Raw genomic sequence first — 26,340 nt, 5'->3', positions numbered from 1 at the left:
CTCCCCTATCTTATAAACCGGCGCATAGGGATAAAGACTGAGCGGCGGCTGCGCGGTATCCAGCGCGAACCGACCGGCAATCGCGATGATATCCCCCCTTCACCCCCATCATCAATAAATCGCGCCGGGCGGTAACCGTGAGGAATGGCGGGATTAACGCCGTGCAACAGCTCGTCGCTGACCAGCCGACCCAACGTCGGAGCGCACATCACGGCCGGATGCATCACCGCCACATAGAGACAGGTGGCGCCCAGCGGCCCGAGGATAGGATAACCGTCGCGCGGCCTGGGGCGCAGCCCCACCGAACACGCCTGCAGTTGCAATGGCGCCGAGCCGTGCAGGCGGTTTTGAATCGCCGATCGCGCGTCCTCTTCCACGCGTTTGACATCGCCGCCCGCAGGATAATCCTCCGCCGCGAGCAGATCGCCATTTTGCGCATGACGCACTTCGATGTCGTCGCCCGCAATCAGCGTGTTCACCGCCTGCGCCGCCGCGTGATAGCGCAACAAAATTGCCGGCGACGCCTCGATCGGCAACGAGAATTCGCTGCCGTCCAGCAGCGCCGAGATCCCCGTACCGCAGGCGAGCACTACCCGTTCGGCGGCGATCGCGCCCTCCTCGGTAACGATGCCGGTTATCTGACCACCGGCCTCGCGCAGAAATCCGCTGACCGCACGTCCCAGAAGCAACTCGCCGCCCAACGCGCCTACCCGTTCGAGCAGCCGCTGTGTCACTTCTTGCGGATCGACCGCGCCATCGCGCGCCGCAAAATAGGCCTGGCTATCGGGCCGCCCGAGCGCCGGCTCCAGCGCCATCACCTCGGCGGAGGACAGACGCCGATTGCCGGGGTTTTGCGTCGCCGGCGCCTGACCATAGCTGAGCGCGCCGGACCAATTCACCCACAATGCCGGGATCTCCTGCGTCAGCCGCACCCAGTCAGCCACGATCTCGCGCCGCAGAAACGCGTCTGGAGCGCCCTCTGGCACGCCTTCGCTGATCCAGCCGAACGAGCTGCCTGTGGCCCCCGCCGCGGGATACGCCTGCTCAACGACGATAACGCGCTGCCCCTGACGCGCGAGATGATAGGCGATCGATGCCCCGACAATCCCGGCGCCCACGATAACAATGCGTGATGATGTTCCATTCATTTAATGATGTCCGTACCTCATTTCAAATGTTGTCGCCAAAGCAAGCAGGCCGCCAGACAGGCTACCCCGCCACCGCAGGCCAATACGGCATAAGACGCGCCCCAACTGTGGGTGGTATCCATCACCACGCCAAAGGAGAAAGGGGCGAACGAACCGATGCCGAACCCCAGCAACGATCGCCAGCCCATCACGCTGCCGAGCTGTTGCGGCGGCACGTTGTCCGCCATCGCGGCCGACAGCACGCCGGAGTCGCCGAGAATAAAGAAACTGCCGATGCTGACGAGCAGCAGCGTCCAGCACGGCCCCCAGTTCGCCGACCCTCCCATCAGCAGCGAACCCAACGCGCCGGCGGCACCCATAAACATCAGCACCGACGCGCGATTGAAATAGTCGGAAACGGTGCCGACAATCAGCGTGGCGATCATGCCGGCCAGGTGGATCACCGCCGCGACGATCAATCCGGCGCTGAGCGGATCCAGAGAGAAACCGCTCAACGCCTCGCTGACCAGGCTGGGCGCCCAGGCCCAGTTGCCGAGCAGTTCCCAGCTGTGGGCGATATACCCGATCAGCAACAGCAGGGTCGCGTAGGTGATAGCATAGCTTTCACGTTTCGTCTTCCTCCCCAGCGTGCGCGGTTGCGGTTCCCGATAACCGACCAGGGCCAACGATCCCGCCAGCACTCCCAGTAACGCACCGGCGGCGCACAGAGAAAACGCCACGCCGGCGCCCCAGCGCATGGCGCTCCAACCGGCGATGAAAACCGACAGAAAATACCCCAACGAACTGGCCGCCAGCACCATGCCGATGGCATAACCGCGCCGCGCCGGACCGTTCATCCCCATCGCCAACAGCAGCGCCGGCGTATAAGCCCCGCCCTGCGTCAAACCGACGAAGGCCATCAACACCAACGCGCTGAGATAAGAATGGGCAAATACGGCGAACAGCATCAGCGCACCGGCACCCAGCCAGGAGAACAGCAGATAAACCCGGCGGGCGCCCAACGAATCACACCACCAGGAAGCCACCAGCAACGCCAGGGCGTTGGTCAGGCTGAACACCGTCTGCACCGTGCCGGCGGAAGCGGCGTCGAGCTGCCACTCGCTCCTGATGGTCGGCAGCGCGCCGGCGAACATCATGGTGCCCAGACACAGACCCGCCCGGCTCACGCAAAGCAGATAAAAAGCCCGCATTTCAGCGCCGCCTCCCTGCCAACCGCAGGGGGAGAATAACGCCATTAACACGCATGACCGATAGCCAAAAGATCCGCATCATAAACTCAGCAATCAGAAGGAGATGCCTCATCATAGTGAGCAAAATCAAAGGCTGACAAACGATCTTTCTTCCCCCATTTGGTTGAGCTAGACTCAACCTATGAAAAAAATCCACTCCCTGCCGCACCTGTCCGCTTTCGAAGCCGCCGCCCGTCTCGGCAGCTTCAGCGCCGCTGCGGATGAGCTGTTTCTCACCACCGGCGCGGTCAGCCGCCATATTCGCAGTCTCGAAGCACAGCTGGGGATCACGCTGTTTTATCGCGGACACAAATCCGTGCGGCTGACGCAGGCCGGTGAGAACTTTTCCCGCACCGCGTCCCGGGTCATCGGCGAACTGTTTGCTGCGGAGAGCGCGCTGAAAGCGAGCGCCGGCCAGCAGCGGCTGGTGGTGCACAGCCTGCCGACGTTCACCATGCACTGGCTGATGCCGAAGCTGGCGGCATTCAATGAGCGTCATCCGGGGGTCGCGATTGATATCACCACCGGCATCGGCGCCGTCGATCGCAATACGCCGTTTGACGTGGCGATCCGGCGCGATCCCGCGCACTTCTCCGGGCTGAAAGCGATCCCTTTCCTGCAGGAAGACAGCCTGCTGGTCTGCAGCCAGAGCTATCTGCACGCCAGACCGGTCATTGAGCCGGACACGCTTGGCGAGCATACCGCCATCCGCATCCGTGCCCGGGAAGATTTGTGGCGCAGCTGGCTGAATGCTTATCCGACGGCGCTGGACGCTTCGCCGCCGCCGCTCACGCTCGATCATACCTTCGCCGCCATTCAGGCGGCCGAAGACGGCCTGGGGCTGGCCGTTGTGCCTTATTTGTTCTGCGCCAAACACCTGTCGTCCGGCCGACTGGTGTCGCCTTTCCCGACGCTGACCATCCGAACCGGCGTCTATTCTCTGCTGCTGCGCGACCGGGACGATGACGTCGTGAGAACATTCGCCGCCTGGCTGCGCACTTACCAGGCCTGACCGGGTGACGACATTGACGGACAGTCATGGCCTGCGCCTGGGTGAGAATCGCCGGCGATTTCCGGTTGGCGCGCCATGAGCGGCGCTGCCTCAGGCATTTCGCCGCTGCTGCCCGTGAATGTCGACGAGCGCGCACAGCTTTTCCAACGTCACCGCCGGTGAAAAATAGAAGCCCTGTACGACATCGCACCGATACTCGGTCAGGTAGTGGAGCGACTCCAGGTCTTCCACCCCTTCCGCCAAGACTTCATAGTTGAGTTTATGCAGCATATCGATGATGCTTTGCACGATGATGCGGCTGTCCGCATCGCTCTTCAGCAGTCTTATCAGGGAGGCGTCCAGTTTGACGACGTCGGCGGGGATATGGCGCAGATAGTTTAAATTGCTGTAGCCGGCGCCGAAATCATCCAGCGCGATGCGATGCCCGTTGGCCTTGAGCGCATGCAGACAGGCCAACGCCGCGCTGCTTTCCTGAATGCGTTGCGACTCCAGGCACTCTATCTCAATGTCCCCCGCCTGCAGCCCGCGCCGGGTGATGGCTTCATTCAACCGCGCCGCAAAGTGCCGCTCGGCCAGATTGCCGGCCGTCACGTTGATCGAGATGGGAAACGCGATCCCCGCTTCACGCATCAACAACAACTGTTCAATCGACTGCGCGATGACAAACTCGGTCAACGGTTTGATCAGCGAGGTATTTTCCACCAGCGGAATGAACTCCCCCGTCGGGATCGCCCCCCAACGTTCATGCCGCCAACGCAGCAATGCTTCCGCGCCGACGATCCTGCCGCTCGCCAAATCAATCTGCGGTTGGTATTCCAAAAATAGCCCGCGATTATCTTCCTTCAGACTCTGCGCCAACTCATTAAAAATATTGAAATTATGCTTGCGCGCCGCATCCTTCGGCTCGCTATAGAGGGAGACGGCTCGCCCCTCGTCAATCGAATCATGCAGCGCGCTGGTCGCCTGGCGCAAAATCTCGGGAGGATCGGCATGCGGCGCGGAAAACAACGCATAACCGGCATTAAGCTCCAGGCGCAGCGGCACGGCGCCTCTCACTTCGTGATGCAAACGGTCGGCGCAACGCAACAGATCGCGCTTCGCCTGCAGCATGTGCTGCGCCTCGATAATGACGGCGAAACGTCCGGGCGCGATGCTGTACAGCATGCGCTCACTGAGAAACGTCTCTTTCAGGAAATGGCTGATATCCCCCAGCAGTAACTCTACCGTAGACAGGCCGAAGGAACGCGCCATCTCGTAGGCGTATTGGATATCTATCGTATCGAACAGCAATAACGCGTATTTGCCCGTGTCCGGTAAATTGCCGAGTTCACCCATCAGCCGCTGTCGATTGGGCAAGCGAGTGATGGCATCGACCAGGCCGACCTCACTCTGCGCTTCAATCAACTCGCCGACGATGGTGGCCATGCTGCGCAGCAGTTCGACCTGACGGCGAGTCAGATGCTTTGGCTGCGAACCCACGAGGCAGAACGCGCCGATCGTATAGCCTTCGCGGGTGCACAGCGGGATGGCGGCGCAGTGGCGGATCGCCGCGGCGCCGTTGACCATGGGATCCGAGGCAAAGCGTTCATCCGCATGGGTGTCCGGACAAATCAACGCCTCGCCGCTCAGACGAACGAAATTGAACAAGGGGCTGACGAAATCGATCTCCTCGAACCCGACGTCAATGTGCTCGCGGATCCAAATCTTGCGCGTTCCGTGCAGGTAAATGAGGCAACCCTCGGCCTGTAACAGCTTGCGGGTGATCGTCAGCACCTGATGGATCGCGTCGTCATGGCCGGCGCCCAACCCCGCCAGCGCATCGATGGCCGCCAGGCGCTCGTCTTCGTTCTTACTGAGATGTCGTAACATTGGCTCATAGCTCACAGATGGCGTAAGTGCCTTTGCCGGCGGATTTCGCCTGATACATCGCGCCGTCGGCGCTGGCCAGCAGCATTTCCGGCGTCACGTCCCCACTCGCAGAGATAGCGGCGCCAATGCTGGCGGACAGGCAGACCTTCTGCTGACCGATCTGCGAAATACCGGCCAGCTCCGCCAACACCTTTTCGCAAAACGCGCTGACCTCAGGCCGCGGCGCTGTCAGCGGCCACAGGATCACCGTGAACTCGTCGCCGGCCAGGCGCGAGACGCTGTGCCGTTCGTCGGCGCAAGCGCTGAGCAATTTGGCGAACGTCTTCAGGATCAGATCGCCGAAGTCATGGCCGTAACTGTCGTTCATGCCCTTAAAACCATCGAGATCGATGAACAACAGGGCCATCTGCCGCTGATGACAGCAGGCTTGCAACGTGCCCGACAACCGGCGCAGAAATGCGCGTCGGTTGGTCAACCCGGTCAGCATGTCGTGCGTGGCGTCATATTCCAATCGTTGCTGCAGTCGCTTCAACTCGGTGATATCCATGGAGAGAATGTAAAAGCCCTGAGCCTCGCACGGCACCAGCGTGGTATGGATCATCAGCAGCCCCTGCTGGGTCTGCAATTCGTTTTCGAAGCTGACCATTTCGCCCGCCAAAGCCCGCGCGATCATCGGCCGGGCCATCTGATACACGCTTTCCCCCATGAACTCGCGCACCGTCATGCCCTGCAGGCTGGCCTCTTCCAGACCAAACCAGGTCTTATAGGCGCTATTGGCGAACAGGTAGCGTTCAGGGCGGCAGCCCGCCGGCCAGCTTTTCATTTTTGACCTGGCACAACCCCGCCACGTCGGATTCCAACAGAATGCGCCGCGTCGCCATCAACGTCTCACGCTGCTCGTTCAGCGTCGCCATCATCCGCTCGATTTCCGCCAGCCGGCTGTCGACGCCTTGTATCAAACCATCCTGATAGGCGCTGCCCTGCAGCGCCAATACCCCGCGGATCGCCTGCAGCGAGAACCCCAGATTCTGGCCGATTTGGATCAGATGCAGCCGCTCCAGCGCGCTTTCGCTATACACCCGATATCCGTTAACGCCGCGCATCGCTTTGGGCAGCAGACCCTGCTGTTCGTAGTAACGTATCGCCGAGGCGGCCATGCCGGCGCGCTCCGCCAACTCTCCGATTTTCATGCCCTATTGACCTTAAAGTTAACTTTAAACCTAGTATAGCGCCATTCCCCCTGCGACAGGAACGTACCCGATGTTTACCCCGCTTATTCTGCCCAACGGCAGCCGCTTACCCAACCGTTTGGCCAAAGCCGCGTTGGAAGAAAATCTGGCCGATGAAGGCCAACTGCCCGGCCCCGCGCTATGGCGTCTGTATCGCCACTGGGGTATCGGCGGCGCCGGCCTCATCATCACCGGCAACGTGATGATCGACGGACGCGCCATGACCGGCCCCGGCGGCGTGGTGCTGGAACAGGATACGCCGCTCGAGGCGTTCAAAACCTGGGCGGCGGCCTCGCGCCAGGAAGGCGCGCAGGTATGGATGCAGCTCAGCCACCCGGGCCGTCAGGTGATGACCAACATGGGCGGCAACGCCTGGGCGCCCTCCGCCATCCCGATGGCGATGGGCAAGTACAGCAAGGCGTTCGCACAGCCGGAGGCCATGAGTGAAACGCAGATTGCCGAGGTGATCGCCCGCTTCGCCGCCAGCGCGCACGCCGCCGAAAAGGCCGGGTTTACCGGCGTGCAGATCCATGCGGCGCACGGCTACCTGATCTCCCAGTTTTTGTCGCCGTTGGCCAACCAGCGCAGCGATCGTTGGGGGGGGCGAACTGGCGAATCGCGCCCGTCTGCTGCTGGAGGTGGTGCGCGCGGTGCGCCAGCGTGTCTCGCCAGACTTTTGCGTGGCGGTGAAGCTCAATTCAGCCGATTTTCAGCGCGGCGGCTTTTCGCCGGACGAGGCCCGACAGGTATTGTTGATGCTCAACGAACTGCCGGTCGATCTGGTGGAGTTGTCGGGCGGGAGTTATGAAAGCCCGGCGATGCAGGGGGAAGCCGCAGACGACAGCACCCTGGCGCGTGAAGCCTATTTTCTGACCTTCGCCCGCGATCTCGCCGCAGTAGCGCGCATGCCGGTGATGACCACCGGCGGCATCGCCCGCCCGTCGGTGGCGCAACGGGTGCTGAACAGCGGCGTCGCGGTGGTCGGCATCGCCACTGCCATGGCGGAAATTCCCGATCTGCCGCGCCGCTGGCAAACCGGTGAAGCCCCTCATGCGCTGCCTGCACCGGTAAAATGGCGCGACAAAACGCTGACGCTGCTCGCCCGCATGTCGCTGATCAAGCGCCGCATGCACGCCCTGAGCCGCGATCGGACGCGCAACGTGCGTTACTCACCGCTGTGGTCGCTGCTCATCGATCGGTGGCGCACCCGCCGCACTCTGCAGCGCTATCATGCCTGGTTACGGCAACGTTAATGACCGCGGCGCCGGCAGACACGCCGGCGCCGCACAAAAATCCCGCTGTTTTGATCGCGCTACGTAAAATCTGCAAGAAATCACCACCCTGGATACTGCGCTTTTAACGCTCGACTGCTTATATTCATCACAAATTTTGTGTATATAACCGCTATAGGACTTAAGGTGGTGAATAGATGAAAATAAGCCGCTATTTTCTATTTATGTTATTAATCGGAAATTCACCTTAATAATAAATGCATTAAAGAAGCAGCCAAAGGAAAGCAGAAAAGGATTTTTACGCAATGTTAAAGAAATGTTGTTTTTTGCCGACAAAACCAACGGTCAACAAATCAACAACATATTGATGAGCCTAAGAAAAAACTAAACAATTCAAAACAAAATCGGCTATTGAGTCCCAGGCGAAAAAGCCATATATTGGTCGCGCTTTTCACAAGGCAGTTACTTTTCTAATTCATTAATTCAATCGTTGCGTCTTGAGACCTTCGGTTGTAGGAGAGATATGATGACGGATAAAGTCCGTATTGATACTTTAGTTGCAAACTCATTAAACGGAAACAATGAAACCTATTTGGCGCGTCAAGCCGAATTTGAGTCGAATGTTAGGAGTTATCCGCGCAAATTGCCGTTGGCAATTGCGAAAGCCCAGGGCGTTTGGATCACTGATGTTGAGAATAATCAATATCTTGATTGCCTGGCCGGGGCGGGAACGTTGGCTCTTGGACATAATCACCCCGACGTCCTGCAAAGCATCCAAAATGTCATTACCAGCGGCTTGCCGTTACATACTCTCGATCTCACGACCCCGTTGAAAGATCGTTTCTCCGACTACCTGCTCTCTCTGTTGCCGGGCGAAGGCAAAGGGTACTGCCTGCAGTTCTGCGGTCCGTCCGGCGCCGATGCGGTGGAAGCCGCGCTGAAGCTGGCGAAAAAACACACTGGCCGTTCCGGCGTGATCAGCTTCTCCGGCGGCTACCACGGCATGACCCACGGCGCGCTGTCGGTCACCGGCAACCTGTCGCCGAAAGCGGCCATCAACGGCATGATGCCGGAAGTGCAATTCATGCCTTATCCGCATGAATACCGCTGCCCGCTGGGCATCGGCGGCGAAGCCGGCGTCAAGGCGCTGACCTACTACTTCGATAATCTGATTAACGACGTGGAAAGCGGCGTGCGTAAACCGGCGGCGGTGATCCTGGAAGCCGTTCAGGGCGAAGGCGGGGTTAACCCGGCCCCGGCCGAGTGGCTGCAGCGCATTCGCAAAGTGACGCAGGAACACGGCATTCTGCTGATCATCGACGAAGTTCAGGCCGGTTTCGCCCGTACGGGCAAGCTGTTCGCCTTCGAACACGCCGGCATCGAGCCGGACATCATCGTGATGTCGAAAGCGGTCGGCGGCGGCTTGCCGCTCGCGGTGCTGGGCATCAAAAAAGAGTTCGATGCCTGGGAACCGGGCCACCACACCGGCACCTTCCGCGGCAACCAGCTGGCGATGGCCACCGGCCTGACCACCCTGCAGTACCTGAAGGAGCATAAGGTCGCCGACAAAGTGGCCGCTCAGGGCGAATGGCTCAAAGGCAAGCTGGCCGAGCTGCAGAAACGTTATCCGGTGATCGGCCACGTCCGCGGTCTGGGCCTGATGATCGGCATCGAGATCGTCAAGCCGAACGAAGCGCAGGATCACATGGGCTGCTACCCGGCCGATGGCGAGCTGTCCGCGCTGCTGCAGAAAAAATGCTTCGAATCCGGCTTGATCCTGGAGCGCGGCGGGCGCAATGGCTGTGTGCTGCGTCTGTTGCCTTCCCTGCTGATCACCAATGATGAGCTGGGTATTTTCCTGGATAAATTTGAGCAGGCGCTGTTGGCCGCCGGCGTCAAGCCAGTCTGATTGGAGCGAATGACCGCGATGTCCAAGTTAAACCCGATTCTGGCTTCCTCGGCGCACAGCGCCGAGGCTTACCGCCAGGCGATCGCACAGAGCAGTGAAGCCGTCGTGCAGTGGCTGCAACAGCCCGAGATGTATCAGGGCAAAAGCGTTGCCGAACTGCGCGAACGCATCCAGCTCGACTTTACCCCGCAAGGCCTGGGCAACCAGGCGGCGATCGAGCGCGCCATCGAGTACTTTTTGAAAGACAGCCTGTCGGTGCACCACCCGCAGTGCGTGGCGCACCTGCACTGCCCGAGCCTGGTGATTAGCCAGGCCGCTGAAGTGCTGATCAACGCCACCAACCAGAGCATGGACTCCTGGGATCAGAGCCCGTCGGCCACGCTGATCGAAATGAAGCTGATCGAGTGGCTGCGCGCCCAGGTCGGTTACCAGCCCGGCGACGCCGGGGTGTTCACCAGCGGCGGCACCCAGAGCAACCTGATGGGGCTGATGCTGGCGCGCGATGCATTCTTCGCGCGTCAGGGCCACTCCGTGCAGCAGGACGGTCTGGTGGGCGATCTGCGCAAGCTGAAAGTGTTCTGTTCTGAAAACGCCCACTTCTCGGTGCAGAAGAACATGGCGCTGATGGGCCTCGGCTACCAGTCCGTCACGCTGGTGAAAACCGATCGCTTCGCCCGCATGGACGTGAATGATCTGGCGGAAAAACTGGCGCAGGCCAAGGCTAACGGCGAGCAGGTGATGGCGATCGTCGCCACCGCCGGCACCACCGATGCCGGTGCCATTGACCCGCTGCGCGATATCGCGCGGCTGGCGGCGGAGCAGAAAATTTGGGTGCACGTGGATGCGGCCTGGGGCGGCGCGCTGCTGCTCTCCGAGCAGTACCGCGACTACCTGGACGGCCTGGAGCTGGTGGACTCCATCACCCTGGACTTCCATAAGCAGTTCTTCCAGACCATCAGCTGCGGCGCCTTCCTGCTGAAAGACGAGCGCCACTACGAGCTGATGCGCTATCAGGCTGCCTACCTGAACTCCGAATTCGACGAAGCGCAAGGCGTGCCGAACCTGGTCTCCAAATCGCTGCAGACCACCCGCCGCTTCGATGCGTTGAAGCTGTGGATGGGGCTGGAAGCGCTGGGGCAGAAGCAGTATGCCGAGATCATCGATCATGGCGTCTCGCTGGCGCAACAGGTGGCGCGTTACATCGCCGATCAGGAATCGCTGGAACTGGTGATGCAGCCGCAGCTGGCCAGCGTGCTGTTCCGCTACCGTCCGGCGCAGCTGGCGGCGAAAGGCGACGCGGCCGTCGCGCTGTTCAACCAGCGCATCGGTGACGCCTTGCTGGAGTCGGGCCGCGCCAACGTCGGCGTGACCGAGTTCGATGGCGTGACCTGCCTGAAGATGACGCTGCTGAACCCGATCGTGACGCTGGAAGACATCAAGCTGCTGCTGGCGCTGGTCGAGAAAACCGCGCAGCAGCTGCCGGCGTAACCCTCCGCCACTGCGCATTAAAAGCCGATAACCCCCTGGTTATCGGCTTTTTTATTGCCCATCAGAGAGCAAGTGACACAGCGCTTACGCTGATATACTGCAGTAAACGCCTTCTCTTATTTCCGGCGCCACAGGATAAACGCATGACCGACCCTGATTTCAACCTGCTGACCGCGCTCGACGCGCTGCTGTCGACGGGCAGCGTTGCCGGCGCGGCGCGACGTCTCGGTTTAAGCGCCTCGGCGATGAGCCGCACCCTCAGCCGACTGCGCACGGCCACCGGCGATCCGCTGTTGGTGCGCGCCGGGCGTCATATGGTGCTGACGCCTTATGCCGAAACGCTGCGCGAACGGGCGCGAAACGCGGCATTCGAAGCTCGGGCGCTGCTGCGTCCGACGCCGAACGCGCTGGATCCCGCCACGCTCGACCGGACCTTTACGCTGCGCGCCAACGACGGCTTCGTCGAGGCCTTCGGCCCGGCGCTGATCGCCGCCGCTGCGCAACAGGCGCCACGGGCGCGGCTGCGCTTTGCGCCCAAGCCGGAGAAAAGCGACCGCCCCCTGCGTGAAGGCCTGGTCGATCTGGAGATTGGCGTGCTGGGCGAAATGGGGCCGGAAATCCGCCTGCAGGCGCTGTTTCGCGACCGCTTCGTCGGCGTGATGAGAAGCGCGCACCCGCTGGCGCAGCAGCCCAAGATAGGCGCCGCCGAGTACGCCGCCTGCGGCCACGTGGTGGCCTCACGCAGCGGGCGCATTCTCGGGCCGGTAGACGCCGCGTTGGCGGAGCTGGGGCTGACGCGCCAGATTGCCGCCGTGGTGCCGAGCTTTCCGGCCGCGCTGGCGGTGGCGCAAGCCTCAGACCTGCTGGCGCTGTTGCCCGCCTCCTTTCTGCATGCTCATCCGGACGAAGGCCCGCTGCGCATGTTCGAGCTGCCGGTGAAAACGCCGCCCATTACCGTCTCGCAAATGTGGCACCCGCGCCTGGACGCTGAAGCGGAGCACCGCTGGCTGCGGCAGTTGGTGTTGGCCGTCTGCCGCCAACGGGCGTAGGCACCGCGCACCTCAAGTGACAATGTCACCAAGCATTCCCTTACGGCGCCTCTCGCCCGTTTAAATCGGCCAGATAGGCGCAAAACATGTCCGCCATCGCATCGGCATAAGCCACAATTTCCGCATCGCTGCGCGGCGTTTCGGAGAATTGCTTGCCCGCCGCCCCCAGCGTGCCGACGATCAACTCGCCTGCCAACGTACGGACGCCTTCCGCCGCATCGGGCAACGCTTCGCCCATAAACACCTGCACGATGTCTTTGCCGGTGGCCTTCGCCGCCTGCGCCTCCGGCGCATCGCGGTACAACGGCGCCGCATCGTTCAGCGCCACGCGCATCTGCGCCTCTTCACATTCCGAACGGATAAATGTCTGCACCAGCAACCGTAAACGCTCGAATGGCGCAGTCTCTCGATCGGCCAGAATGCCGCTCAGCATGGCGGTGGTCTGCCGCCATTCGTCGCTTTGCAAACGAAACAGGATCGCCGCTTTGTTGGGAAAATACTGATAAAGCGAACCGATACTGACGCCGGCGCGTTCAGCCACTCTGGCGGTAGTGAAACGCGCGGCGCCCTCCTGCGCCAAAACCTGAATAGCGGCGGTCAAAATGGCGGAGACCAATTCGGCGGATCGCGCCTGTTGCGGTTGTTTTCTCGAGGAAATTTGCTTACTGCGGCGTTCAGTCATAGCGGGCGGCCAATGCGAATAGTGAAATGCGAATAGTTCGTCATATTATAGCGGCACGCGCTTTCGCGCTCACTTTTTCTACGGGAGTTTTGCCATGAGTACCCTGACCACCGCGCCGTTGGCGCCGCTGCTAAGCACCCTGTTCCAGCAGGCCGCCGGCCGTTCACCGGCGCTCGCCGCCCTGTTCCGCGACGTGCCTGACGAAGAGCAAAATCGACTGATGCAGAGTAAAACCGACTATCGTGAACTCTACCATCGCCTGAAGGATTTCCCCCTGGCGGTGTCGCCGGAAACCGGCGCATTGCTGTACATGCTGGCGCGCGGTTGTCGGGCGCAAAACATCGTCGAATTCGGCACGTCGTTCGGTATTTCAACGCTGCACCTGGCCGCCGCGCTGCGCGACAACGGCGGCGGCCGGTTGATCACCTGCGAATTTGAACCGAGCAAAGCGGCGCAGGCGCGCCACAACCTGACCGAAGGCGGCGTCGTCGATCTGGTGGAGATCCGCGTGGGCGATGCCCTGGAAACGCTGCGCGACGATCTGCCGGCCACTGTCGACCTGCTGTTGCTGGATGGTGCCAAGGGGCTTTACCCCGATATCCTCGCGCTGCTGGAAAATCGTCTGCGCCCCGGCGCGCTGATCGTCGCCGACAACGCCGATTACAGCCCGGATTATCTGGCGCGCGTGCGTTCTCCGGCGTCGGGTTATCTCTCCACGCCGTTCGCGGATGACGTCGAGCTGTCGATACGCCTTTAAATCCCTCATCGCGCGGGGGTTGTTCCCCCTCGCGCGATCGTACAACATAGCGTGCATGATGCCTGACACAGTGAAACGCCCATGACGCTTCCCCCCTTTGGCCGGTGTTCGACGGCCATAACGACCTGCTGCTCAACCTGTGGCTGCAGCACGATGACGATCCGGTCACCGCCTTTTATTCGCACGTCACGCCGGGCCACCTCGACTTTCCACGCATGCGGCGCGGCGGATTCTGCGGCGGGCTGTTCGCGGTGTTTATTCCTCCGGTCAGCTATATCGCCCAAATGCGTAATCAAACGCAGGAGGAAGCGCAGGCCGCGTTCGATCCGCTGGCGATAGCCGAACGGCAGATAGCCATCCTGCACCAGTTGGAACGCGCCTCTCAGGGGCAGTTGCGCCTCTGCCGCACGGCTACCGAGATAGAACAGTGCCGCCTCGACGGGCAAATCGCCGCGGTGCTGCATATCGAAGGCGCCGGCATGATCGACGCGGCGCTGACGCAGCTGGCGGCCTTCTATCGGCTGGGCGTGCGCAGCATCGGGCCGTTCTGGAATCTGCCGAACGCCTTCGGCACCGGCGTCAGCGGGCCGTTCCCCGGCTCACCCGATACCGGCCCCGGCCTGACGCCGGCCGGTGAAGCGCTGATCCGCGCCTGCAACCAGCGCCGCATCATGATTGACGTCTCGCACATGAACGAGAAAACCTTCTGGCAAACCGCCGCGTTGAGCACCGCACCGCTGGTCGCCACCCATTCCAATGCCCACGCCCTCTGCCCGCAACCGCGCAACTTGACCGACGCGCAGCTGGACGCTATCGCCCAGAGCGACGGTATGGTCGGCGTCAATTTCGGCACCGCCTTCCTGCGGGCTGACGGAAAACGTGACAGTGCAACGACAGGCTTAACAGAAATTGTTAAACACGTTGAGTATTTGATCGCTAAACTTGGTGAAGATCGCGTGGGATTTGGCTCTGATTTTGACGGGGTTAACGTACCGCAACCGTTGGAGGACGCCGCAGGCCTGCCGCGCCTGACGCAAGCACTCAAGCAGGCGGGGTTTGACGACCGGCTGCTGGAGAAGCTGACCTGGCGCAACTGGCTGAACGTGCTCTCCGCCACCTGGGGTGAATAACCCGGTTACGCTTTAACGGTTGCGATCTCCGTCACATTTCGTCAACATTGAGCCAGCCGAATGCGAATTTTTCTCATTGGCTTCGAACTATCACGATGCATGCAAAGGAGCACCGCTATGACTACCTGGACCAAACCTGAGTTTGTTGACCTGCGTCTGGGGCTGGAAGTGACGCTGTACATTTCCAACCGTTAATCGCCTGTCTGCCCGCCTTTCGCGCGGGCATTTCTTTCCTTCTTTTTCTGGTTCAGACATGCAGATAAAAGTTCTCGGCTCGGCAGCGGGCGGCGGCTTTCCCCAGTGGAATTGCAACTGCGACAACTGCCGGGGCGTTCGCAGCCACAGCATCAATGCCACGCGCCGCACGCAGTCTTCCATCGCCGTCAGCGACGACGGTAAAAACTGGGTGCTGTGCAACGTTTCCCCGGACATTTGCCATCAGCTGCTGGCCTCGCCCGAATTGAACAATCCCGACGTGCTGCGCGGCACCGGCATCGGCGCGATCGTGCTGACCGACAGCCAGATCGATCACAGCGCGGGCTTGCTCAATTTGCGTGAGGGCTGCCCGCATCAGGTCTGGTGCACCCCCGAAGTGCACGACGATCTCAGCACCGGTTTCCCGGTGTTTCCCATGCTCTCTCACTGGAACGGCGGGTTAATCCATCACCCGGTGACGCCCGGCGAACCGTTCCACACGGCGGTCTGCCCAAACGTGCGCTTCACCGCCATTCCGCTGCTCAGCAACGCGCCGCCCTATTCGCCGTACCGCGATCGCCCGCTGCCGGGCCACAACGTGGCGCTGTTTATCGAAGATACCGCGCGCGGGGTCGGTCTGCTGTACGCGCCGGGCCTGGGTGAGCCGGACGAGGCTTTGATGCCCTGGCTGCGCCGGGCGGATTGTCTGCTGATCGACGGCACGCTCTGGCGCGACAACGAGCTGGCCAACGCCGGCGTGGGGCGCAATACCGGCAAAGACATGGGGCACCTGGCGCTGGCGGAAGAGCACGGGCTGGCAGCCCTGCTCAGCACCTTGCCCGCCAAACGCAAGATCTTGATCCACATTAACAATACCAACCCGATCCTCAATGAAGACTCCGCGGAACGGCAGAGCCTGAGCGCCGCCGGCATCGAAGTGAGCTGGGACGGCATGAATATCGAACTGTAGGGAATCGCCATGACGCAACCACTCCCCCTGACTCCGCAGGCATTTGAAGCGGCGCTGCGCGCCAAAGGCGCTTATTATCATATCCACCACCCGTATCACATCGCGATGCACAACGGCGAAGCGACCCGTGAGCAGATCCAGGGCTGGGTGGCCAACCGTTTCTACTATCAGACCAGCATTCCGATCAAGGATGCGGCGATCATGGCCAACTGCCCGCAGCCGGAAACCCGTCGCAAATGGGTGCAGCGCATTCTGGATCACGACGGTTACGGCGGCAGCGAAGGCGGCATCGAGGCCTGGCTGCGCCTCGGCGAGGCGGTTGGGCTGCAGCGCGACGCCCTGCTATCCGAGCAGCTGGTGCTGCCCGGCGTGCGTTTCGCGGTGGATGCCTACGTCAACTTCGCGCGCCGCGCCTGTTGGCAGGAAGCGGCCTGCAGCTCGCTGACCGAATTGTTCGCGCCGCAGATCCACCAGTCGCGCCTCGACAGCTGGCCGCAGCACTACCCGTGGATCGACGCCGCCGGCTACGACTATTTCCGCAGTCGCCTCGGCCAGGCCAACCGCGACGTGGAGCACGGACTGGCGCTGGCGCTGAACTATTGCGATACCGTTGAAAAACAGCAGCGCATGCTGGAAATCCTGCAGTTCAAGCTGGATATTTTGTGGAGCATGCTGGACGCCATGAGCATGGCCTATACCCTGAACCGCCCGCCTTACCACAGCGTGACCGCCGCGCGGGTCTGGCACAATCAGAGGCTGGTGTAATGACACTGAATCCTGAACACACCCCCGTCTTCCGCCGCGGCTACCGCCTGCAATGGGAGCAGGTGCAAAACAGCCACGTGATCCTCTACCCGGAAGGCATGGCCAAACTGAACGACAGCGCCGCCGCCATCCTGCAGCTGGTTGACGGCAACACCACGCTGAACGGCATCATCGCGCAGCTGAACGCCCGCTTCCCCGGCGCCGAGGGGCTGGCGGACGACGTGCTGGCGTTTTTCCAGCGCGCCTACGAACAAAAATGGGTGACCTTCCGTGACTGAGCCACGCGCGCCGGCGGTAAATCCGCCGCTCTGGCTGCTGGCGGAGCTGACCTATCGCTGCCCGCTGCAGTGCCCCTATTGCTCCAACCCGCTCGACTTTGCCGCGCAGGAAAAAGAGCTGACGACCGAGCAATGGATCGCGGTGTTTCGCCAGGCGCGGGCGATGGGCAGCGTACAGCTCGGTTTCTCCGGCGGCGAGCCGTTGGTGCGTAAAGACCTGCCCGAGCTGATCGCCGCCGCGCGCGATCTCGGGTTTTACACCAACCTGATCACCTCCGGCATCGGCCTGACCGAGAAAAAGCTGCAGACCTTCGCCGATGCCGGGCTGGATCATATTCAGATCAGTTTTCAGGCCAGCGATGAAACGCTGAACGCCGCACTGGCGGGCTCCGCCAAGGCGTTTCAGCAGAAGCTGGCGATGGCCAAGGCGGTCAAGGCGCTCGGCTATCCGATGGTGCTCAACTTCGTCTTGCATCGCCATAATATCGGCCAGATCGACCGCATCATCGAACTGGCGATCCAGCTGGATGCCGACGACGTCGAGCTGGCGACCTGCCAGTTCTACGGCTGGGCGCACCTGAACCGTGAAGGCCTGCTGCCGACCCGCGAACAGATCGCCGATGCGGAAGCCGTGGTGAAACGCTATCGCGAGCGCATGGCTGCCGACGGCAAGCTGGCCAACCTGCTGTTCGTCACGCCGGATTACTATGAGGAACGCCCCAAAGGCTGCATGGGCGGTTGGGGGGCTATTTTCATGAGCGTGACGCCGGAAGGCATGGCGTTACCCTGTCACAGCGCCCGTCAGTTACCGATCGCCTTTCCGTCGGTGCTGGAGCACGATCTGCAGCATATCTGGTATCACTCCTTCGGCTTTAACCGCTATCGCGGCTATGACTGGATGCCTGAGCCCTGCCGTTCCTGTTCGGAGAAAGAGAAAGACTACGGCGGCTGCCGCTGCCAGGCGTTCATGCTGACCGGCGACGCCGACAACGCCGATCCGGTGTGCGGCAAGTCGCCGCACCATGGCACCATTCTGGCGGCGCGTGAAGCGGCGAATCGCTCGCAGATCGGCATCGATCAGCTGCGTTTTCGCAATCAGACCAACTCCCGATTGATCTTCAAGGGCTGACGATGACACTCGCCGCCTCGTGGCAGCTCGATAACGGTTTGGCCGTCAGGGCGATTAGCACCCCTGACGCCGAGGCCGCCGCCGCGCTGGTGCGCATCGAGGCGGGCAGCTTTCAGGCGCCTGCCGCCTGGCCGGGTCTGGCGCATCTGCTGGAGCATATGCTGTTTCGCGGCAGCGTGAACTTTAGCGCGCAGGATGGGCTGATGGGCTGGACGCCGGCGGTCGGCGGCCGGTTAAACGCCACGACCCAGGCCACGCAAACCGCGTTTTTCTTTGAGGTGGGCGCCGAACAGCTGGCGGAGGGGTTGGCCAGGCTGATCGATATGCTCGCCGTCCCACAGCTGACGGCTGAGTCAATCGCCCAGGAGATCGAGGTCATCGACGCCGAATATCGCCTGCTGCGCGCCGACGGTGAAACCCGCTGCGAAGCGGCGCAGCGGCAGATGTTCAGCGGCATTGACGCGTTGCACCGCTTTCATATCGGCAGCCGCACCGCTTTCGGCAGCGATATTCCCGCGTTGCAACGGGCGCTGCGGCAGTTTCACCACCACTATTACCGCGCGCCGAACATCACGCTGTGGCTGCAAGGCCCGCAATCGCTCGAGCAGTTGCATGCGCTGGCGCAGCGCTACGGCGGCGCCTTGCCGCCGGGCAGCATCGCGCCGCCCGAGGCATTGCCGCCGCTGGCCGCCGGGCAAGACTACACGCTGACTCTCCCCGGCGCGCCGCAGCTGCGGTTGGTGTTTGCCCTGCCGCACTCCCGTTCACGCGGCTGGCTGCGGCGGCTGGAGCGTTTATTGCTGGACGAAGCCCCTGGCGGGCTGCTGGCACGGCTGCGCGCTCACGCGTGGGCCGACGCCGTTAGGCTGAATTACGCCCGCTGCGCTGAAAACAGCGCCCTGCTGAGTTTTATTTTTACCGTCAATCACGGCTCGGCGTCTGAAGCCGCCCACATCGAAAGCGCCTTGCTGGCCTGGTTGCAGGCGCTGATCGCGCTGACACCGGCTCAGCTTGCGCATTTCGGGCAACTGGCAAACCGCGATTTCCACCGTTTGGCGCCGCTCGATCAGTTGCGCGCCAGAGCATTTGGGCTGCCGCCGGTGGAGCCGAACGACGATTGGCCACGGCATATTTCGGCGCTGATTAGCGCGCCGCATCGCCGTCTGGCCGTGCTGCCTGAGGGAGGCGGTGAAACGCGTGAAATTCAAGGGCTGCCGTTGGCGCTCGCGCCCTTCGTCCGCACCGTGCCGACGCCCACGATAGATCCTTTCCGCTTGTTCTCCACCTCGGCGGCGTTGCCGAGCCCGCCCCTGCCGGCCGGCCAGGCGCCGCTGCGGCATCTGCACCCCGACGAAGCGCAGCCGGTGCTGCTGCTGCGCCCAGCGTCGCATGGCGCTCTCAGCGAAGAACAGGCCTGTGGTTTGCAGGCGGCATTGCGCCCTGGAGCGGCCGAGTTAGCACATCGGGAGGGACATTTAAGCGTCGAGCGCCACCAGGGCGTGTGGTTATTACAGCTGGCGGGCAGCGCAGCGCTGATCTGCCACGGTCTGAACGTCGTGAATCGAGCCCTGGCGGCGCTGCCGCCGGCCGTCATCAACGAGGCGGCGAGAAACCTGCGCCACGCGCAGCTCAAAGCGCAAAACGATATCGCCATTCGCCGCCTGTTAGCCCAATTGCCGGCGGCGTTGAGCGTATCAACGGCAACGGCCCCACTCTGGCATGCCACCTTGGTCGGCGGCGACGGCGAGTTAAAACGGCGGCTGTCGCATTTGCTGTATGACTTTCCTTTTCCCATAACCGACGAGGCTCAGCGGCCGGCGCCTCTGCATCGCCACCCCGTCACCCTGACGGAAAGCGGCGCAGAACACGCCTTGCTGCAATTTTACCCGCTGCCGAACGACGAAGCCGAAGGGCGTTGGGCGCTGCGCGTGCTAGCCCGGCTTTACGCGCCGCGTTACTTCCAGCAGTTGCGCGTCGAGCGCAACGTGGGTTACGTGGTGCAATGCGCCTTTCATCGCAGCGCCGATGCCGAAGGCCTGCTGTTTGCGCTGCAATCCCCGACGTTCGCCGTTGAGCAGCTGCGGCAGTTAACCGACGAATTCTTGCTGCAGATGCGCCATGAACTGGCGCACCTCGGCGCCGGCGAACTGGAGCTGGCGCAACAGGCGCTGCGGCAAAGCGTGCAGCGCCTCAGCGCCGAGCCGTTGCAACGCGCCCGGGAAATCGCCCTGGAAAATCGCCACCGGGTGGCGCAGGTTGCCTCTCTGCCTGCCGCGCAGCTCGTACACTGGCAGAAACGGATATTCCTCTAAGCCAAACCGAGGTTGTGCCGATAACGTCGGCTTTTCCCTCATAAAAACAGTTACATATCCTTAACAAGCGCACCTCCATCAATGTTACAATAGTCGCCAATAACGACCTTTTCACCTTTAAGAATCAGTATGTTATTGGAGATTATTCAATGTCAGATGCCAATGCACGTTCGGGCATAAAACTTACGCTGTGGTGTTGCCTGTTGGGCATCATCCTGGCCGCCACCGGCCTGTTCTTCACCGTCGCCGGCGGCAAACTGCTCTCGCTGGGCGGCAGCGCCTACTTCCTGATTGCCGGCCTCGTCATCCTGCTGTCGGCCATTCAGTTTTTCCGCCGCAAGTCCTCAGCGGTTTGGCTGTTCCTGGCGGTGTTCATCGGCACCGTCATTTGGGCGCCGTTGGACGCCGGTTTTGATTTTTGGCCGTTGATTTCCCGTCTGATGGTGCCGACCGGCCTGATGCTGCTGGCCTTCCTCACCTGGCCGGCGCTGCGCAAGCGCGAAGGCAAAGCGCCGTTGGCCAAGCCGGCTTACCTGCTCTCCGCCTTGCTGGCGGTCGGCATGGTCGGCGCCTTTGTCCAAATGTTCCAGCCGCATCCCACCGTTGCCTTCAGCGGCCAGCCGCTGCCGCTGATCCCGGTTGATAAAGCGCAACAGCAGAAAGATTGGGATAACTACGGCAATACGCCGGGCGGCAGCCGTTTCGTCGCGCTGGATCAGATCACCCGCGATAACGTGCGGGAGCTGAAAGTCGCCTGGACGTTCCATACGGGTGACATCCCTATCAGCCCCGATGGCAACGGCGCGGAAGATCAGCAAACGCCGCTGCAGATCGGCAACCGCATTTTCCTGTGCACGCCGCATAACAATGTGATCGCCGTCGACGCCGACAGCGGCAAAGAAATTTGGCGGCGAGAAGTCAACGCCAAGTCGCAGGTATGGAACCGCTGTCGCGGCCTGGCCTACTTCGATATCAACAAGCCGTTGCCCGCGCCGAGCGTGCCGGGTTCAACCCCCGCCGCGCCCGTCGCGCTGGCGGCCGGCGACAGCTGCCAACGGCGCATATTGATGAACACCATCGACGCGCGCCTGATGGCGATTAACGCCGACAACGGCGAATTCTGCCAACACTTCGGCAACCAGGGCGTGGTAGACCTGAAGGCCGGTCTCGGCGACGCCGCCGATCCGAAATATCAACTGACGTCGGCGCCGACGCTGGCCGGCACCACCGTGGTGGTCGGCGGGCGCGTTGCCGATAACGTGCAAACCGATATGCCCGGCGGCGTGCTGCGCGGCTTCAACGTGATCACCGGCGAAATGCGCTGGGCGTTTGACCCGGGCAATCCGCAGCCGAACGCTGCCCTGAAACCGGATCAACACTTCGTGCGCAGCACCCCGAACTCCTGGGCGCCGATGTCGTACGATCCGGCGATGAACACGGTCTTCCTGCCGATGGGCAGCTCCTCCGTCGATCTGTGGGGCGCCAACCGCAACGCGCTGGATCACCGATACGGCGCCTCGGTGCTGGCGCTCGACGCGACCACCGGCAAAGAGAAATGGGTCTATCAGACCGTGCATAACGATCTGTGGGACTTCGATCTGCCGATGCAGCCCAGCCTGCTCGACTTCCCGATGCAGGACGGCACCACCCGCCCTGCGCTGGTTATCGGCACCAAAAGCGGGCAGATCTTCGTGCTGGATCGCCATACCGGCAAACCGCTGACCGAAGTGAAGGAACTGCCGGTGAAGACCCGCACCATTCCGGGCGAGCAATATTCCGCCACGCAGCCGTTCTCCGTCGGCATGCCGCAGATTGGCGCGCAGAAGCTCAGCGAGTCCGACATGTGGGGCGCTACGCCATTCGATCAATTGATGTGCCGCATCAGCTTTAAATCGATGCGTTATGACGGCCTGTTCACCGCGCCGGACACCGACGTTTCCCTCAGCTTCCCCGGCTCGCTGGGCGGCATGAACTGGGGCGGTCTCTCTACCGATCCGAACAACCGTTATATTTTCGCCAACGATATGCGTCTGGGCCTGTGGGTGCAGATGATCCCGCAGAAAGCCGACGCAGGCGCGCCGGCCGGCAACGGCGGTGAAGCCGTGAATACCGGCATGGGCGCGGTCCCGCTCAAAGGCACGCCGTATGCCGTCAATAAGAATCGCTTCATGTCGCCGCTGGGCATTCCTTGCCAAAAACCGCCGTTCGGCACCCTCTCCGCCATCGATTTGCAGACGCGCAAAGTGGTGTGGCAGGTTCCGGTAGGAACGGTGCAGGATACCGGGCCGTTCGGCATCAAAATGCGCGCGCAGATGCCGGTCGGCATGCCGACGCTGGGCGGCACGCTGGCGACTCAAGGCGGCCTGGTGTTTATCGCCGGTACGCAGGATTATTATCTGCGCGCCTTTGATTCATCCACCGGGCAAGAGCTGTGGAAAGCGCGCTTGCCGGTCGGCAGCGGCGGCACGCCGATGAGTTACGTCTCGCCGACCACCGGTAAGCAGTATGTCGTCATTTCCGCCGGCGGCGCACGTCAGTCGCCGGATCGCGGTGATTACGTCATCGCCTACGCACTGGATAAATAATCGCCGGAACGCCGGTTAAATAAAGCGGCGCACCGCGCTCAATGGGCATTTAGAGGGAGACGTTGCATGACGTCTCTTTTTTTTGGGTTTATTGCCTGAACAGCAGAATATTAACCATCCGTTTCATTTTCATGCCTTTTCTTCTTTTCATTAGAAACATCCTGTTCTAACGCGCCTTTATTCTGTGAAGACACCGCCCCCCGGCCTGTCGCTTCCGCGCGCCCCATAAAAAACCCCCATCGTTGCGATGGGGGCTGAGTAGCGTGAAACGGATCAACGGCTATCAGAAGCGCCAGGTCAGACCGGCATTGACGCTGTTGTCCTGATGGTTGGACGACAATTGCCCGCCGTAACCGAGGGACAACACGGCGTTTTTGTTAACCCAAACATCGACGCCCGCCTTCAGAATCGCCCCGTCACGGGAAACGGGGACGCTGTTCACGTCGAACGCCGCATCGCTGCGTTTGAACATCAGCTGTGTTTTACGTTCCAGCTTGCCGTACTGATGCTGCCAACCCAGCTCGCCGCGCAGCGCGATCGCCACGCTGTCGGTCTGCCATTGCGTATCGGCGCGCAGGCCCAGCGTCGAAGCGGTGGCGGACTGACTTTGCTTATCGCCGCGCAGCGCCGCCGCCCCGCCTTGCTCGTTGATCCCCTCGTTGCGATAGTGGGTGTACGCCAGGTTGGCGAACGGCTCAAGATTGACCACGTCGTTGCTCCAATCGTAACCGCTTTCGATAAACAGCTGACCGGTGCGCGCGTTATAGCGGGCCTTTTCGCGATCCGCCTGCGCACCGTAGTTTACCGAGCGCGACGTGTCGATGCGATGCCAGGTATAGGTGCCGCCCGCTCGCAGCGCCAACGCGCCGAAACGTTTGTCGCCGTACAGCCCCAGATGGTAGTTGTCGCTGTGAGCATCTGACTGATAGCCGCCATCCAGCGACGTGCGGGTATATCCGGTCATCACGCCCAGCCGGCCGTCGTCAAACAGTTCGCTGTCCAGACCCAACAGCACGCCATAGGTGGATGTCTGGTAACCGGTGGCGTTGTCGTTGCCGGAAGCATGCCCCCAATTGCCCAGCAGTTTCGCCCAGGCGCCATTATCATCCGCTTTGATATCGGAAGCGGTACGGCGTCCTTCAGCCTGGCGCAAGCGCTCGGTGGCGGTATCGCGCAGATTACGGCTTTCGTTGATCTGGGCGGAAGCCATATCCGCGTGGATCTGGCCGGACAGTTGACGGGTCGCCTGTTGCAATTCTCTGGCCGAAGTGAAGCCAAGGAAGCTTTCATAAACCGGGTGGCCGGTCACGGGGCTCGTCGCTTCGGTAACGGCTGTCGCCTCGCCTTCAACGCCCTGCAGTGCGGTTAGCGCTTCAGCGGTAGGCGCCGCGACGCTGCGTTTGGCCGTTTCCGTGACCGGTTCCGTGGCGTTGAGCGTTTCCACCGCGCGGGCGACCGCTTTCTCGTTCTCGGTGCTGGCCAGGCTGTCAAAACGGGCGGCGGTGCGCGTGATCCCAAGGCCGACGTCATTGCCCTGATAGTCCAGCGTCACGTTGACAAACGGATACGAAGGATTGGCATTTTCGAAGCGGCCAGTCACGCCATCCGTCGTCGTCAGGATGGTGTATTTGTTGCCCAGCAGGCTTTGCGCCTCATTTTGCGACAGCAGGTTTTTGCTGTGCTCCAGGCTGACGTTCACACTGCCGCCGTAGAGGAAAGCGCGCCGCGCTTCGATTTTATCGCTGCGGCCATTGTCTGCGACCTCGACGTTATACTGCGAGCCGCGATCAAACACGGCGTCATGCAACACGTGCAGCGTACCGATGCCATTTCCCGGCGTCACGCTGCCGCCCCGAACCGCTCTGAACGCCCCCACAGTGCCGTCGCCGGCCAGCGTGCCGCTATTTTCGATATAGACATTGGACGCCACCGAACCGTTGATCGCCAGCACACCCTGTTTCACCCAGGTGTCACCGCTGTAAGTATTATTGCCCAACAGCGCCAGCGTACCGGCGCCCGTTTTGGTCAACCCGCCGTGGCCGCGGATGTCATTGCTCCACGAATCGAAGTCACATTCGCTCGACGTGCAACGCCGCTCAATCGGGGTTCCGGCTTCGACGATATTCCCAAGACCGGGGATATTCACCACAAACTGTTTTTCACTGTAGGAACCCGGCACATAGAATTCCTGCGGAATATCCTCTCGGGTGATAAACATCTTCGGCCCGTTGATCGCATCGCGTAAATTGACGCGGCCCCAGCCGAATAAATGATCAATGCCGGCCTCGCCTAAATCGGTGGCGGTGGTTTTGATGACCGCGGATATTTGAGCGGCGCTCATATAAGGGAAGCGCTGCATCAATACGGCGGCAAATCCGGTGACGTGCGGCGCCGCCATTGAGGTGCCAGACATATTTCCGTAATCGGGTTTAACCGTCAGCTCGCCCTTATTATAGGCTTCGCGGTTCACCGCCCCGCCGGTATTGGAAACCAGCTCCCCTACGCTGCTGTAAATACTGCTGCCCGGCGCTGATACGCAAAAACTGGCCGTATGTCCGCAACTGGTTGAGGAAACGCTTAACTTATCGTTATTACTCAGATTGGTCACGATCAGATAATTGTTTAATACCTCAGGGAAAGCATAGGGAAGTGACTTTTGCGCCTCAGGAATATTGTAGTTATTGTAATTGCCTGCCGAGAAAACGATCAGCTTGCCATGCTTGGCGGCGCGCAGCAGCGTCGCCATGGCGCTGTGCCCGCCGGTGGGCACGGGTTGCTCGCTGCCCCATTCCAGGTTGGACTTATTGCGCATCACTTCATTGATGACGTCGGTTTTCACCCACGCCACATAGTCAGGCCGCCCGTTCGGCAGCCAAATGGTGTTGCCATTGGCATCCTTTCTGACCGCCGGTGGGATCCCCCAGCTGTTATTGATAACCCGGGCTGGGCTCTGGATCAGTTCTTCGCGGCCGTTGCGATTGCCGAAGTCGTTCAACTTGGCGCCGATAATGTCCGCGTCGTAGGCGACGCCATGCATACCGGAGCCGTCTCTTTTGGCGGCTGCAATACCGGCGACATGCGTGCCATGCGTGCCGAATGACATATTATCTTGTTTATCATACGAGAAATTATAGCTGCCGTTATCCAGCCGCGTCAGTTTACCGGCGAATTCCGGATGAGAGAGAATGGCATCATCAATAACACCAATCGTCACGCCTTTTCCGGTATAGCCTCTGGCATAGGCGAACTCGGCGGAAATAGCCTCAAGCCCCCATTGGCGATTAAACTCTGCGTTTTTCCAACTGTCGGGTGAACCTAATTGTCCTGGTTCCCGATAAGCGGCAAGAGATGAATGAAGAGATAAGCCATAAC

Annotated in this window: 21 protein-coding genes and 1 pseudogene; 15 read left to right on the top strand and 7 right to left on the bottom strand. The window is 61.4% G+C overall.

The window, feature by feature from the left end; translation table 11 throughout:
* Positions 1-5 precede the first annotated feature (5 nt).
* Positions 6-1,148 carry an NAD(P)/FAD-dependent oxidoreductase gene (locus ACORQT_RS12110; RefSeq protein ID WP_232230782.1) on the bottom strand — a complete coding sequence of 381 codons (1,143 nt, stop codon included), beginning with the start codon at positions 1,146-1,148 and terminating at the stop codon, positions 6-8.
* Between the two features lie 17 nt (positions 1,149-1,165).
* Complete coding sequence (locus tag ACORQT_RS12105) at positions 1,166-2,338, bottom strand: MFS transporter (RefSeq protein ID WP_232230781.1); 1,173 nt, start codon at positions 2,336-2,338, stop codon at positions 1,166-1,168.
* A gap of 181 nt (positions 2,339-2,519) precedes the next feature.
* On the opposite strand from ACORQT_RS12105, the gene ACORQT_RS12100 reads away from it, so the two are divergent.
* Positions 2,520-3,389 carry a LysR substrate-binding domain-containing protein gene (locus ACORQT_RS12100; RefSeq protein ID WP_164057741.1) on the top strand — a complete coding sequence of 290 codons (870 nt, stop codon included), beginning with the start codon at positions 2,520-2,522 and terminating at the stop codon, positions 3,387-3,389.
* Positions 3,390-3,479: 90 nt separating this feature from the next.
* Here ACORQT_RS12100 and ACORQT_RS12095 read toward each other — a convergent pair whose 3' ends face one another.
* The 3 genes from ACORQT_RS12095 to ACORQT_RS12085 are packed head-to-tail and all read right to left on the bottom strand — an operon-like array spanning position 3,480 to position 6,448.
* Positions 3,480-5,258 (bottom strand): bifunctional diguanylate cyclase/phosphodiesterase, encoded by a 1,779-nt coding sequence (locus ACORQT_RS12095; protein ID WP_047026111.1) that lies wholly within the window; start codon positions 5,256-5,258, stop codon positions 3,480-3,482.
* Between the two features lie 4 nt (positions 5,259-5,262).
* Positions 5,263-6,081 (bottom strand): sensor domain-containing diguanylate cyclase, encoded by an 819-nt coding sequence (locus ACORQT_RS12090; protein WP_239507483.1) that lies wholly within the window; start codon positions 6,079-6,081, stop codon positions 5,263-5,265.
* Complete coding sequence (locus tag ACORQT_RS12085; protein ID WP_444859419.1) at positions 6,050-6,448, bottom strand: MerR family transcriptional regulator; 399 nt, start codon at positions 6,446-6,448, stop codon at positions 6,050-6,052. Before ACORQT_RS12085 ends, ACORQT_RS12090 begins: the two co-directional genes overlap by 32 nt.
* 70 nt (positions 6,449-6,518) lie before the next feature.
* On the opposite strand from ACORQT_RS12085, the pseudogene ACORQT_RS12080 reads away from it, so the two are divergent.
* The 5 genes and pseudogenes from ACORQT_RS12080 to ACORQT_RS12060 all read left to right on the top strand — a co-directional run.
* A pseudogene (locus tag ACORQT_RS12080) lies at positions 6,519-7,034 on the top strand (oxidoreductase); the annotation flags it as partial.
* Positions 7,035-7,125: 91 nt separating this feature from the next.
* Positions 7,126-7,740: a hypothetical protein gene (locus ACORQT_RS12075; RefSeq protein ID WP_444859418.1), complete on the top strand. Its 615-nt coding sequence runs from the start codon at positions 7,126-7,128 to the stop codon at positions 7,738-7,740.
* 505 nt (positions 7,741-8,245) lie between these two features.
* Positions 8,246-9,628 carry a diaminobutyrate--2-oxoglutarate transaminase gene (locus tag ACORQT_RS12070; protein ID WP_071845182.1) on the top strand — a complete coding sequence of 461 codons (1,383 nt, stop codon included), beginning with the start codon at positions 8,246-8,248 and terminating at the stop codon, positions 9,626-9,628.
* A gap of 18 nt (positions 9,629-9,646) precedes the next feature.
* The gene (locus ACORQT_RS12065; RefSeq protein ID WP_042785705.1) at positions 9,647-11,116 is read left to right on the top strand and encodes a pyridoxal phosphate-dependent decarboxylase family protein; all 1,470 of its coding nucleotides are present in this window, start codon (positions 9,647-9,649) and stop codon (positions 11,114-11,116) included.
* A 143-nt stretch (positions 11,117-11,259) separates the two neighbouring features.
* Positions 11,260-12,165, top strand: coding sequence for a LysR family transcriptional regulator (locus ACORQT_RS12060; protein WP_042784494.1), 906 nt, complete (start codon positions 11,260-11,262; stop codon positions 12,163-12,165).
* Positions 12,166-12,205: 40 nt separating this feature from the next.
* Here ACORQT_RS12060 and ACORQT_RS12055 read toward each other — a convergent pair whose 3' ends face one another.
* Positions 12,206-12,847: a TetR family transcriptional regulator gene (locus ACORQT_RS12055; protein ID WP_089191752.1), complete on the bottom strand. Its 642-nt coding sequence runs from the start codon at positions 12,845-12,847 to the stop codon at positions 12,206-12,208.
* Positions 12,848-12,941: 94 nt separating this feature from the next.
* Here ACORQT_RS12055 and ACORQT_RS12050 point away from each other — a divergent pair, with 94 nt between their 5' ends.
* From ACORQT_RS12050 to ACORQT_RS12010, 9 genes are all read left to right on the top strand, one after another.
* On the top strand, positions 12,942-13,604 hold the full coding sequence (locus ACORQT_RS12050; RefSeq protein WP_033650409.1) for an O-methyltransferase: 663 nt from the start codon (positions 12,942-12,944) through the stop codon (positions 13,602-13,604).
* 104 nt (positions 13,605-13,708) lie between these two features.
* Positions 13,709-14,734, top strand: a complete 1,026-nt coding sequence (locus ACORQT_RS12045) for a dipeptidase (protein ID WP_444859417.1) — start codon at positions 13,709-13,711, stop codon at positions 14,732-14,734.
* A gap of 117 nt (positions 14,735-14,851) precedes the next feature.
* Positions 14,852-14,929, top strand: coding sequence for a pyrroloquinoline quinone precursor peptide PqqA (gene pqqA, locus ACORQT_RS12040; RefSeq protein ID WP_004937827.1), 78 nt, complete (start codon positions 14,852-14,854; stop codon positions 14,927-14,929).
* Between the two features lie 58 nt (positions 14,930-14,987).
* Positions 14,988-15,899: a pyrroloquinoline quinone biosynthesis protein PqqB gene (gene pqqB / locus ACORQT_RS12035; protein ID WP_033643061.1), complete on the top strand. Its 912-nt coding sequence runs from the start codon at positions 14,988-14,990 to the stop codon at positions 15,897-15,899.
* Between the two features lie 9 nt (positions 15,900-15,908).
* The gene (gene pqqC / locus ACORQT_RS12030; RefSeq protein ID WP_164057744.1) at positions 15,909-16,664 is read left to right on the top strand and encodes a pyrroloquinoline-quinone synthase PqqC; all 756 of its coding nucleotides are present in this window, start codon (positions 15,909-15,911) and stop codon (positions 16,662-16,664) included.
* Complete coding sequence (gene pqqD, locus ACORQT_RS12025) at positions 16,664-16,942, top strand: pyrroloquinoline quinone biosynthesis peptide chaperone PqqD (RefSeq protein ID WP_033643059.1); 279 nt, start codon at positions 16,664-16,666, stop codon at positions 16,940-16,942. Before pqqC ends, pqqD begins: the two co-directional genes overlap by 1 nt.
* Complete coding sequence (gene pqqE, locus ACORQT_RS12020) at positions 16,935-18,071, top strand: pyrroloquinoline quinone biosynthesis protein PqqE (RefSeq protein WP_033643058.1); 1,137 nt, start codon at positions 16,935-16,937, stop codon at positions 18,069-18,071. The genes pqqD and pqqE overlap by 8 nt, the downstream gene beginning before the upstream one ends.
* A 2-nt stretch (positions 18,072-18,073) precedes the next feature.
* The gene (gene pqqF / locus ACORQT_RS12015) at positions 18,074-20,383 is read left to right on the top strand and encodes a pyrroloquinoline quinone biosynthesis protein PqqF (RefSeq protein ID WP_444859416.1); all 2,310 of its coding nucleotides are present in this window, start codon (positions 18,074-18,076) and stop codon (positions 20,381-20,383) included.
* Positions 20,384-20,532: 149 nt separating this feature from the next.
* On the top strand, positions 20,533-22,968 hold the full coding sequence (locus ACORQT_RS12010; protein WP_042784488.1) for a glucose/quinate/shikimate family membrane-bound PQQ-dependent dehydrogenase: 2,436 nt from the start codon (positions 20,533-20,535) through the stop codon (positions 22,966-22,968).
* A gap of 283 nt (positions 22,969-23,251) precedes the next feature.
* Here ACORQT_RS12010 and ACORQT_RS12005 read toward each other — a convergent pair whose 3' ends face one another.
* The gene (locus ACORQT_RS12005) at positions 23,252-26,182 is read right to left on the bottom strand and encodes an autotransporter domain-containing protein (RefSeq protein ID WP_239507484.1); all 2,931 of its coding nucleotides are present in this window, start codon (positions 26,180-26,182) and stop codon (positions 23,252-23,254) included.
* Between the last annotated feature and the right edge of the window lie 158 nt (positions 26,183-26,340).

Source organism: Serratia sp. (in: enterobacteria), assembly GCF_052400455.1.
In the GTDB taxonomy this organism is placed as follows: domain Bacteria; phylum Pseudomonadota; class Gammaproteobacteria; order Enterobacterales; family Enterobacteriaceae; genus Serratia; species Serratia ureilytica.
The sequence above is the reverse complement of the archived record's forward strand: the minus strand, read 5'-3'. Positions and strand labels throughout refer to the sequence as shown.

Excerpts from the sequence above, each read along its gene's own strand:
- ACORQT_RS12110 (WP_232230782.1), bottom strand. The coding sequence starts at position 1,148 with ATGAATGGAACATCATCACGCATTGTTATCGTGGGCGCCGGGATTGTC.
- ACORQT_RS12085 (WP_444859419.1), bottom strand. The coding sequence starts at position 6,448 with ATGAAAATCGGAGAGTTGGCGGAGCGCGCCGGCATGGCCGCCTCGGCG.
- pqqF (WP_444859416.1), top strand. The coding sequence starts at position 18,074 with ATGACACTCGCCGCCTCGTGGCAGCTCGATAACGGTTTGGCCGTCAGG.
- ACORQT_RS12100 (WP_164057741.1), top strand. The coding sequence starts at position 2,520 with ATGAAAAAAATCCACTCCCTGCCGCACCTGTCCGCTTTCGAAGCCGCC.
- ACORQT_RS12095 (WP_047026111.1), bottom strand. The coding sequence starts at position 5,258 with ATGTTACGACATCTCAGTAAGAACGAAGACGAGCGCCTGGCGGCCATC.
- ACORQT_RS12060 (WP_042784494.1), top strand. The coding sequence starts at position 11,260 with ATGACCGACCCTGATTTCAACCTGCTGACCGCGCTCGACGCGCTGCTG.
- pqqD (WP_033643059.1), top strand. The coding sequence starts at position 16,664 with ATGACACTGAATCCTGAACACACCCCCGTCTTCCGCCGCGGCTACCGC.
- ACORQT_RS12055 (WP_089191752.1), bottom strand. The coding sequence starts at position 12,847 with ATGACTGAACGCCGCAGTAAGCAAATTTCCTCGAGAAAACAACCGCAA.
- ACORQT_RS12050 (WP_033650409.1), top strand. The coding sequence starts at position 12,942 with ATGAGTACCCTGACCACCGCGCCGTTGGCGCCGCTGCTAAGCACCCTG.
- ACORQT_RS12070 (WP_071845182.1), top strand. The coding sequence starts at position 8,246 with ATGACGGATAAAGTCCGTATTGATACTTTAGTTGCAAACTCATTAAAC.
- ACORQT_RS12105 (WP_232230781.1), bottom strand. The coding sequence starts at position 2,338 with ATGCGGGCTTTTTATCTGCTTTGCGTGAGCCGGGCGGGTCTGTGTCTG.
- ACORQT_RS12090 (WP_239507483.1), bottom strand. The coding sequence starts at position 6,081 with ATGAAAAGCTGGCCGGCGGGCTGCCGCCCTGAACGCTACCTGTTCGCC.
- pqqC (WP_164057744.1), top strand. The coding sequence starts at position 15,909 with ATGACGCAACCACTCCCCCTGACTCCGCAGGCATTTGAAGCGGCGCTG.
- ACORQT_RS12010 (WP_042784488.1), top strand. The coding sequence starts at position 20,533 with ATGTCAGATGCCAATGCACGTTCGGGCATAAAACTTACGCTGTGGTGT.
- ACORQT_RS12065 (WP_042785705.1), top strand. The coding sequence starts at position 9,647 with ATGTCCAAGTTAAACCCGATTCTGGCTTCCTCGGCGCACAGCGCCGAG.
- pqqA (WP_004937827.1), top strand. The coding sequence starts at position 14,852 with ATGACTACCTGGACCAAACCTGAGTTTGTTGACCTGCGTCTGGGGCTG.
- pqqB (WP_033643061.1), top strand. The coding sequence starts at position 14,988 with ATGCAGATAAAAGTTCTCGGCTCGGCAGCGGGCGGCGGCTTTCCCCAG.